Source organism: Bradyrhizobium sp. 142, from assembly GCF_023074015.1.
GTDB lineage: Bacteria > Pseudomonadota > Alphaproteobacteria > Rhizobiales > Xanthobacteraceae > Bradyrhizobium.
The window spans coordinates 1-8,768 of record NZ_JADPKQ010000523.1 but is presented as its reverse complement, the minus strand read 5'-3'; the positions used below and the strand labels follow the sequence as shown (position 1 = coordinate 8,768).

The 8,768-nt window shown below is 64.5% G+C and carries 9 protein-coding genes and 1 pseudogene; 2 read left to right on the top strand and 8 right to left on the bottom strand.

Annotated elements, in window-relative coordinates; genetic code table 11:
• Positions 1-192: 192 nt before the first annotated feature.
• From IVA82_RS46830 to IVA82_RS46820, 3 genes and pseudogenes are all read right to left on the bottom strand, one after another.
• Positions 193-333, bottom strand: a pseudogene (locus IVA82_RS46830) (DUF736 family protein); the annotation flags it as partial.
• Between the two features lie 81 nt (positions 334-414).
• Positions 415-774: a YkgJ family cysteine cluster protein gene (locus IVA82_RS46825; protein WP_247383732.1), complete on the bottom strand. Its 360-nt coding sequence runs from the start codon at positions 772-774 to the stop codon at positions 415-417.
• Positions 775-779: 5 nt separating this feature from the next.
• Entirely contained in the window at positions 780-1,478 is a 699-nt protein-coding gene (locus tag IVA82_RS46820) for a YafY family protein (RefSeq protein ID WP_247383731.1), read from the bottom strand.
• Positions 1,479-1,590: 112 nt separating this feature from the next.
• Here IVA82_RS46820 and IVA82_RS46815 point away from each other — a divergent pair, with 112 nt between their 5' ends.
• Both IVA82_RS46815 and IVA82_RS46810 read left to right on the top strand, forming a co-directional pair.
• Entirely contained in the window at positions 1,591-1,866 is a 276-nt protein-coding gene (locus tag IVA82_RS46815) for a hypothetical protein (protein ID WP_247383730.1), read from the top strand.
• Positions 1,867-1,900: 34 nt separating this feature from the next.
• A complete protein-coding gene (locus tag IVA82_RS46810; RefSeq protein ID WP_247383729.1) occupies positions 1,901-2,629 on the top strand; it encodes a glutathione S-transferase family protein in 729 nt (242 codons plus the stop codon).
• A gap of 269 nt (positions 2,630-2,898) precedes the next feature.
• On the opposite strand, the gene IVA82_RS46805 is transcribed toward IVA82_RS46810, so the two are convergent.
• The 5 genes from IVA82_RS46805 to IVA82_RS46785 form a co-directional block, all read right to left on the bottom strand.
• Positions 2,899-4,050 carry an ABC transporter substrate-binding protein gene (locus IVA82_RS46805; protein WP_247383728.1) on the bottom strand — a complete coding sequence of 384 codons (1,152 nt, stop codon included), beginning with the start codon at positions 4,048-4,050 and terminating at the stop codon, positions 2,899-2,901.
• 77 nt (positions 4,051-4,127) lie between these two features.
• Positions 4,128-4,559 carry a thioesterase family protein gene (locus tag IVA82_RS46800; protein ID WP_247383727.1) on the bottom strand — a complete coding sequence of 144 codons (432 nt, stop codon included), beginning with the start codon at positions 4,557-4,559 and terminating at the stop codon, positions 4,128-4,130.
• 24 nt (positions 4,560-4,583) lie between these two features.
• Positions 4,584-5,345 (bottom strand): SDR family NAD(P)-dependent oxidoreductase, encoded by a 762-nt coding sequence (locus tag IVA82_RS46795; protein WP_247383726.1) that lies wholly within the window; start codon positions 5,343-5,345, stop codon positions 4,584-4,586.
• A 26-nt stretch (positions 5,346-5,371) separates the two neighbouring features.
• Positions 5,372-7,255 carry a feruloyl-CoA synthase gene (locus IVA82_RS46790; RefSeq protein ID WP_247383725.1) on the bottom strand — a complete coding sequence of 628 codons (1,884 nt, stop codon included), beginning with the start codon at positions 7,253-7,255 and terminating at the stop codon, positions 5,372-5,374.
• Positions 7,252-8,061 carry a crotonase/enoyl-CoA hydratase family protein gene (locus IVA82_RS46785; RefSeq protein WP_247383724.1) on the bottom strand — a complete coding sequence of 270 codons (810 nt, stop codon included), beginning with the start codon at positions 8,059-8,061 and terminating at the stop codon, positions 7,252-7,254. The genes IVA82_RS46790 and IVA82_RS46785 overlap by 4 nt, the downstream gene beginning before the upstream one ends.
• Positions 8,062-8,768: the final 707 nt, after the last annotated feature.

Sequence of the window (8,768 nt, the reverse complement as noted above, 5' to 3'; positions counted from 1 at the left end):
CGCCATGGTTTGGTCGCAATCCAGACCTCCGTTGTCCGTCGGAATTCCGGATACTCTTTCGAATCCGTTCCGTAAATCGATAACCAAGGTCGGCCGCGCCTCAAGCGGGCGGCGCGGCTTAGCAAATCGTAAGCCGCCTGAGGCAGCCGCGAAGTACCCCACCCGGAGGACCCGGCGGGGCTTGGGGCGATGTCACTCGCCGTTCTTGCGGGGCCGCGACCAGAGCAGGGTGTAGCCCTCACCGCCTTCGTCGTCGAACAGGTTCGCGTAGATCGGCGCGTTGAACGAGGGGTCGTCGAGCTTAAGCGAGAGGTAGTCGCGGCCCTCTTCGGAATGAATCAATGCTGCCGCTTCAAGTCAACGCCAATCCGTTCGACCTTGCAGTTTTCGCCACACCAAGCGATTCTGGCTGCCTCACAAGGCCGCCGAATTTTGCGCCGGAAAGTAGCTAGCCGCCTCGATGGCCGGCAGCCCGAATCTCCGCCGCGCCATCGCGCATTCGGCATCGCCAGGCATGCAGGTGCGGCACACCTCCGGCCGCACGGCGTAGACGCCGCAGGCGGTCGATTTTCCGATCTCTCCCTGTAACGCCGAACAACGATCCCCCTCGCAACGCATGCCCGATTGACGTTCGTTGACGAACTTTTCCGGGATAGCAGCAAGCTCTTCGTCGGTCTCGATCGAGAAGCGCGGCCAGTTCGCCGAATAGCCGCAGCAGGCGCCGCAGCTCTGGCAGCAGCTCGAAAGGTCGATGGTGGTGGATGTTTCGTCCATCGTTCTCACGTATCCTTCGGCGGGCCCCAGACCAGGCTCTGCCGCCATTTCGCGCGCAGCACGTCGCGCCGCTCCGGATACCTTTCGTCGAGATAGGTCGCATCCACCACGCGGTCGGTGCGGAAGCTGCGAAAATCGCTGCGCAGCTCGCACCAGGCCGCGAGCAGGCGGACCGCTTCGAGATAGCCGACCGAAATCGGCCAGATCATGCGCTCGCTCGGGCGGCCCTGCTCGTCACGATAGCGCAGCATGATCTTCTTGCCTTCGTGGATCTGGGTGCGCGTACGTGCCATGTCGAGGCGGTCCGGCTCCTTGTTCCAGCTCGGCCGCGCGCGGCTCGCGGGCTCCAGCACGAAGGGACGCAGGCGCTCGGGCACGGTGTCGGCGATCTTGGCCATCAGGTCTTCGGCCGCGCGCGCCAGTGTCGCGTCGGCATGGCCCGCAACCCATTGTGCCCCCAGCACCGCGGCCTCGATCTCGTCCGGCGTCAGCATCAAAGGCGGCAGATCAAAACCCTTTTCCAGGATGTAGCCCATGCCGGCTTCGCCGCGGATCGGCACGCGCTGGCCGATCAACGTTGCGATGTCGCGATAGATGGTGCGCTTCGAGGTCTCGAGCTCGGCCGCGATCGCATCCGCCGTCAGCGGTTTGCGAGTGCGCCTCAGCACCTGGATGATCTGAAACAGCCGGTCGGCGCGTCTCATGGCAATTCTCTTTGCAGTGGCGAATTAAGAAACGGCGCGTGGATGCTGACAGGATGTTGGCAGCAGGGGAGTTCTATACCGGGACAACGCTTCGACTGAAGAGGATTTGTCCATGATCATTCCCACCCATTTCGTAGCGGCCGGTCCGCTGTGGCGGGCCCAGGCTTCGTTGCACGCCTGGGTGTTCGGTCGCCTCGTGTCCCTCGATCTCATGGCCGTTGACCTCCGCTTTGCGCTCCTGAGCGTGGTGACGCGCACGGTAGCACCGGCGGCGGATGCGCTGGTCCGCCACGTCGTTCGTCATGTCATGGGACGCGCCTGGCGGGGGGCCCGTTTCGCAGAACATATCACGGCTGCTGCCACCATGGTGGCAGCAGCCGGTCGATAGGTTCCATCAACTCTGTCGCGTCCGGGAGAATTGCATGATCACACTTTACGGCTTTGGCACCGGTTTCGGCCTGCCGGAAATCAGCCCTTTCGTCACCAAGACGGAGGTGCAGCTCAAGATGGCAGGACTGCCATACCGGAAGGAGCGGGCGATGCCGCCGGCCTCGCCCAAGGGACAATTGCCCTTCATCGACGATGGCGGCGAGGCGGTGGCCGATTCCACCTTCATCCGTGCTCATATCGAGCGCCGCTACGGCTTCGACTTCGACGCCGGGCTGACGCTTGCCGAGCGTGCGCAGGCTTGGGCGTTCGAGCGCATGATCGAGAGCCACGTCTATTGGGCGCTGGTCGGCGCACGCTGGGTCGATCCGGTCAACTTCGCCAAGGGACCTGCGCATTTCTTCGACGGTGCACCGGAGCATAATCGCGAAAAATTGCGCGAGGATGCGCAATTCCGTGTGGCCGAGAACTACCTGCTCTCCGGCCTCGGCCGCCACGCGCCCGACGACGACGTCGATCTCGCCCTGCGCTCGCTGTTCGCGCTCTCGGTGCAGCTCGGCGGCAAGGCTTATCTGATGGGCAGCAAGCCAAGCGGCATGGATGCGACCGCGTTCGGCGTACTCGCCGGAATTTTGACGCCGTTCTTCGAATCGCGCCTGCGTGAGCGCGCCGAAGGGTTTCTAAACCTCACTGCCTATGTCGACCGCATGATGGACACATATTATCCCGAGTTCGCCTGGACGCCGCTGCGGCAGGCGGCGTGAGTGTTCAGTGCCGCCACGGGCTCGATGCACCTCCCCCGCTTGCGGGGGAGGTCGACGCGCTCGTAGAGCGCGGCGGGTGAGGGCTCCTCAGCGACGGGACTTTCTCGGAACGCCTCCGACAATCCCAACGAGGTGGCACCCTCTCCCCAGCCCTCTCCCGCAGGCGGGAGAGGGAGCGCGGCGACACCCGGGGCGCAACTCGATCTCAAAGGCAAAAAAGAGCCGACCCATCGGGCCGGCTCTCGTCGTCTTGAAAACCGTTGCCGCGCTTACTTCACGAGCGTGTACTTGCCGTTCTTCACCGTGAGCAGGATGCGCGAACGGTCGTCGAGGCCGTAGCGGTCCTTTTCGGTGAAGTTGTAGACGCCCTGGCTCGCAGCCAGCTCCTTTTCCGACAGCAGCGCCTGACGAATCGCCTCGCGAAATTCCGGGGTGCCAGGCTTGGCCGTCTTCAGCGCCGCCGGAATGATGCGCTTCAGGATCTCGAACGCATCGTAGGAATGGCCGGCAAACTGGCTGCGGCTGTTCGGGCCGTACTTGGCCTCATAGGCCGCGTTGAGCGCAAGGCCCGGCTTCTTGGTCGCGGCTTCATCCGGCTGGTCCTCGGGGTCCATCACCGGACCGGAGGCCATCAGTACGCCTTCCGCCGCCTTGCCGGCGATGCGGATGAAATCCATGCTGGCGGCGCCGTGGGTCTGGTAGATCAGACCTTGATAGCCGCGCTCGCGCAGCTCGGTCTGCGGCAGTGCGGCTGCGGTGCCGGAGGCGCCGACCAGGATGGCGTCGGGATTGGCGGCGACGAGCTTCAGCACCTGTCCGGTGACCGAGGTGTCGGGGCGCGCAAAGCGCTCTTCGTCGACGATGGTGATGCCCATCGGGACTGCCTGGGCCTTCAGATCGTTGAACCAGAGGTCGCCGTAGCTGTCGGAATAGCCGATGTAGCCGAGGGTCTTCACCCCCTTGGCCTTCATGTGATCGTACAGCACCTTGCCCACGATCGGGATCGGCTGCGGCATCGCCACCGACCACTTCATGCGCTCCGGCGTGATCGGGAACGGCGCGAGGCCAAAATGCGGAATGCCGGCTTCGTTGGCGACGTTGGAGACCGCGATCGTCGGCGGCGTCAGCGCCGAACCCATGATGATGTCGGCCTTGGATTCGGTGACGAAGCGGCGGGCATTGGTGGTCGCTGTGGTGGGATCGCCGCCGTCGTCGAGCACGATCACTTTCAGCGGCACGCCGCCGATCTCCTTCGGCACGAACTCCAGCGCATTGCGCTCGGGAATGCCGAGCGCGGCGCCGGGGCCGGTCGTGGTGGTGGTGATGCCGATGGTGATTTCATTGGTCTGGGCCAGCGCGGGCAGCCCCGGCAGCGCAAGCGTGGCCGTAGCGATCGCGGCGGTCAGGTAAAAGCGTTTCATTTATTCCTCCCTTTACGTGTTTCTTTGAAAGCAGAAATCGGGGGGTAATTCAGCCCCTCTTTTGGTGATGCGGCGATTTAGCTCCGGACCTGGCTCCCCGTGAATTTGGCTACCATTTCCGGCGGAAACGGTGCCGATTTCAGCTTGTCGGGGTTAACGGGATCGCGGCCGACCAGGACGCGGGTCTCAAAACCCTCGATCGCCAGCGCTTCGCCCTTGTAGACGTTGTGCTTCACCTCGAAGCTCGAGCGCTTGATGCTCTCGATTCTAGTCTCGATGGTGATCCAGTCGCCATAGGTCGAGGGGACGTAAAACTTGGACCGCGTGTCGACCATGGGGATGCCGACCAGGCCGTATTTGTGGACCAGGTCCTGTTTGGAGAAACCGGCGACCTCGAACAGGATCGACGTCGAATCGTCGAACATCGCGAAATAGCGCGGGTAGTAGACGATGTTGGCGGGGTCGCAATCACCCCACTGAATCTGTACCTCTCGCCGGTTCACGAACATGCGTCGCGCCCTACTTCATTGACCTTACTTCGGCGCCATGCGCAGCGAGCCGTCGAGCCGCACCACTTCGCCATTCAGGTAGGTATTCTCGACCATGTGCAGCGCGAGCGCCGCAAACTCGTCGGCATGGCCGAGCCGGCGCGGGAATGGGATCGCGGCGGCGAGCGAGTCCTGGGCCTCCTGCGGCAGGTTCGCGAGCAGAGGTGTCAAAAACAGGCCGGGTGCAATCGTCAGCACGCGGACGCCGAACTGCGCGAGCTCGCGCGCGATCGGCAGCGTCATGCCGACGATGCCGCCCTTGGACGCCGAATACGCCGACTGGCCGATCTGACCGTCATAAGCGGCAACGGAGGCCGTGTTGATGATCACGCCGCGCTCGCCGGTCGCCTGCGGCTCCAGCTTGGACATCTCGGTTGCGGCGAGGCGCAGCATGTTGAAGGTGCCGATCAGATTGACCTTGATCACCTTGTCGAAATCCGCGAGCGCCATCGGTCCGTCGCGGCCGACCACGCGTTTTGCCACGCCGATGCCGGCGCAGTTGACCAGCGCGCGCGCCGGGCCGTGGGCCTTCGTGGCCGCCGCAATGGCGGCTTCGGCGGAGGCGGCATCGGAGACGTCGCAGGTCACGGCCACGCCCTTGATCTCGGCGGCGACGCTCTCCGCGAGCTTGGCATTGAGATCGCACACCGCGACCCTGGCGCCCTGCGCCGCCAGCTTGCGCGCAGTCGCCGCGCCGAGCCCCGATGCGCCGCCGGTGACGATGACTGCCTGATCCCTTAACAACATGGCGTTCTCCTGTGGCGGTGTTTTGTTTAGCCGACCGATATCACACGGTCCGATGGATGGGCAGCATAGAGCTCCTCGATCAGGAGGCTGCGATGCTCGAGCACTGCGCGCTGGTTGATCGAGCCCTTATCGGTGACCTCGCCCTTGTCGATCGACAGCGGCGTTTCCAGGAGGATCGCGCGGGTGATCCGCGTCGAGGAGCCGGTGGCGGAATCGAGGAAGGCGGTCAGACGCTCGCGGAAGGCCTCGCGCACCAGGCGGTCGCGCGCGGTAACGGTGAGATCGTCCGCCGGCAGCGTCGGGTTGACCAGCCGGCAGCCGTCGAGATCGAGCACCACCAGTGCGGAGACCTCGTCGCGGTTGATGCCGGCGATGACGACGTCACGCACCAGCGGCGCGCAGGCGGCTATGAGGCGCGCACGCAGCGGTCCGACGCTGACCCAGGTGCCGCTCGCGAGCTTGAAATCCTCGCCGATACGGCCGTCGAAATCGAAGCCGGCATTGAAATCATCGGGATCGACCGGCTTGAGCGCATCGCCGAGCTTGTAAAAGCCTTCCTCGTCGAAGGACTTTGCAGTGATGTCGGACTGGCGCCAGTAACCGGGCATCACGTTCGGCCCCTTGGCGCGGACCTCGAGCTTGCCGTTGTTCGGCACCAGTTTTGCGTCATTGCCAGAGACAGGCAGGCCGACATGGCCGGAGCGGCTGGTGCGCGGATTGACCGACATGAAGAACGGCGCGGTCTCGGTCGCCCCGAGGCCGGTCAGCATCGGCACGCGATAGCCCTTCTCCTTGACCGCGAGCTCGTCGAGGCTGTTCCAGACGAAGGGCGAGAGCGCGGCGCCCGAGAAGAACATCGCGTGCAGCCGGTCGAAGAACTTTGCGCGCAGGCCCTGGTCGTCGCGCAGATAGGGCAGCAGCGATTCGTACCCCTTGGGGACGTTGAAATAGACCGTCGGCGAAATCTCCTGGAGATTGCGCACGGTCTCCTCGATGCCGCCGGGCACCGGCTTGCCGGCGTCGAGATACATCGAGCCACCGTTGTAGAGCGTCAGCCCGATGTTGTGGTTGCCGCCAAAAGTGTGATTCCAGGGCAGCCAGTCGATGATGACCGGCGGCTCGTCCTTCAGGAAGGCGAGCGTCTCGCGCAGCATCACCTGGTTGGCGCAGATCATGCGCTGGGTGTTGATGACCGCCTTGGGATTGCCGGTCGAGCCTGATGTCAGCAGGAACTTTGCGATCGTGTCGGGGCCGATCTTCCCGTGCACTTCGTCAAGATCGCTGCGGACCGGCGTCGCCATGAGGTCGGCGAGCATCGTGACGTCACGCCCCGGCACCGTGCCGTAGGATGCGGCGATTTCGGTGCCGAGCGAGACGTTGGCGGACAGCGCGTCGGCGAATTTGTCGGCGTCCTCGGCGAAGACGAGGCCGGGCGTCAGCAGCTTCATCAGGTAGGACAGCTTGCCGTAGTCCTTCGACACCAGCGAGTAGGCCGGCGACACCGGGCAGAACGGAATGCCGGCGTAGAGCGCGCCGAAGGCAAGCAGGGCATGGTCGATCGAGTTGCCGGAGAGGATCACGACCGGCCGCTCCGCCGACAGGCCGCGCTGGATCAGCGCGGAGGCGATGTGCCGGCTTGCGCCAAGCAGCTCGGCATAAGTGATCTTGCGCCAGCCGCGGCCGCCCTCGCGCTCCGCCATGAAGACGCGGTCGGGCGTTGTGTTCGCCCAATGGTGCAGGCGGTCGGTAATGCGGACGGGATAGTCGCCGAGCGGCTGCTTCGGCCGCAGATAGATCGTGCCGTCCGCGCGCCGCTCGATGTCGACGACGGGATCGCCGAACGAAATGGGCCGCAGCGGGAAATTGCTCACGCCGCGCTCCGTGCTGGAAGAGGACGGCTGGGTGCTCATGACTTCGGCTTCACCTTGGCGGTCTTGTGCTCGAGGAACTCGCGGATCCTGCGTTTTGCCTCTTTGTCGCTCTGCGCCACCGTCGCCATCAGCGACTCCATCAGCAGCCCGGTCTGTGGATTGGCTTCCGCGATCATCGGCAGCGCCTGGATCACGGCGAAATTCGTCAGCGGCGCATTAGAGGCGACCTTGGTCGCAAGCTCCAGCGCCTTGCCGAGCCCGTTGCCGGCTTCCGTGACATATTGCGCGAAGCCGTAGGAGGCGCCCTCGGTCGCGGAATAGACCCGTCCGGTCAGCATCATGTCCATCATCCGCGCCACGCCGATCAGCCGCGGCAGCCGCACCGAGCCGCCGCCGCCGACGAAGATGCCGCGCTGGCCCTCGGGCAGTGCAAAGTAGGTCGAGGGCTCGGCGACGCGGATATGCGCCGCGCAAGCCAGTTCCAGCCCGCCGCCGATCACCGCGCCTTTGAGTGCGGCGACCACGGGCACGCGGCTGTACTGGATACGGTCGAACACCCGGTGCCACATCTGCGAATGCAGCAGCCCGCCGGTGGCGTCATGGTCCTGGAGTTCCGACAGGTCGAGGCCGGAGGAGAAGTGATCGCCGATGCCGTGGATCACGACCGCGCCGATATCCTCGGGCAGGGACGCAAAGCACTCGCCGATTTCCAGGATGATGCCATCGTTCAGCGCATTGCGCTTGGCGGGGCGGTTCAGACCCACGGTCAAAACCCTGTCCGCCCGCTCGATCCTGAGCAGCCCGGAGGCACCCGCGTTTGCGGTCTCGGCGTTTCCCTGTGTCATTTGCGTCCTTGTCAGAATAGTTATGTTGTATAACGAATTTGGGAGGAGTCAATATGGATCAGACAGGATATGGCCGCTCGGGCGGACATTGAACTGCTTGGCGTCCGATCCAGCGGTCAGGGGACCCCAAGTACGTTGTGATACGCTGCTGTTGCCGTATCCGCCGTCATTGCGAGCGCAGCGAAGCAATCCAGAACCTTTCCGCAGTGGGACTTTGGATTGCTTGTGCGCCAGGCAAGCTGGCGCGGTCCAACCGGTGGAAGTCCGGTCCGGGTAAGCCGTAGCGGGCGCCCGGTGTGTCGTCGGCGACGGCGGCAGCGAAGCGTACACAACGATGCTGTGGGGTGGCTATTGAGCCGCGAAAGACAGAAACTCGCAGAGGCCGAGGCGGTAAGCAACGTCGAAGGCAACATGTGCGGTCCCGTTATGCGAGGGGCTGACGCTCTGCCGTGGTCGAAGACCCCATCACGCAGTAAGGGACCGCGCCGGAACCTGGGAGGTCCCGCGTTCGACCGCAGGCGGCATGCGCCTTCGGTCCGCATCGGGAAGGCGAGGAGCCGAAGCCGATGACGAACGAACGCGGGAAGTCGGACGTGGCCACAGTAGCGGCGAAGCCGGCGAACGAGGCAGAGCGATCTGCGAAAGGAGCTGGTGGAGCGAAGGGCCGCGACCAAGGGGAATGCGGACCAGCAAAGCACGTCCCGGAC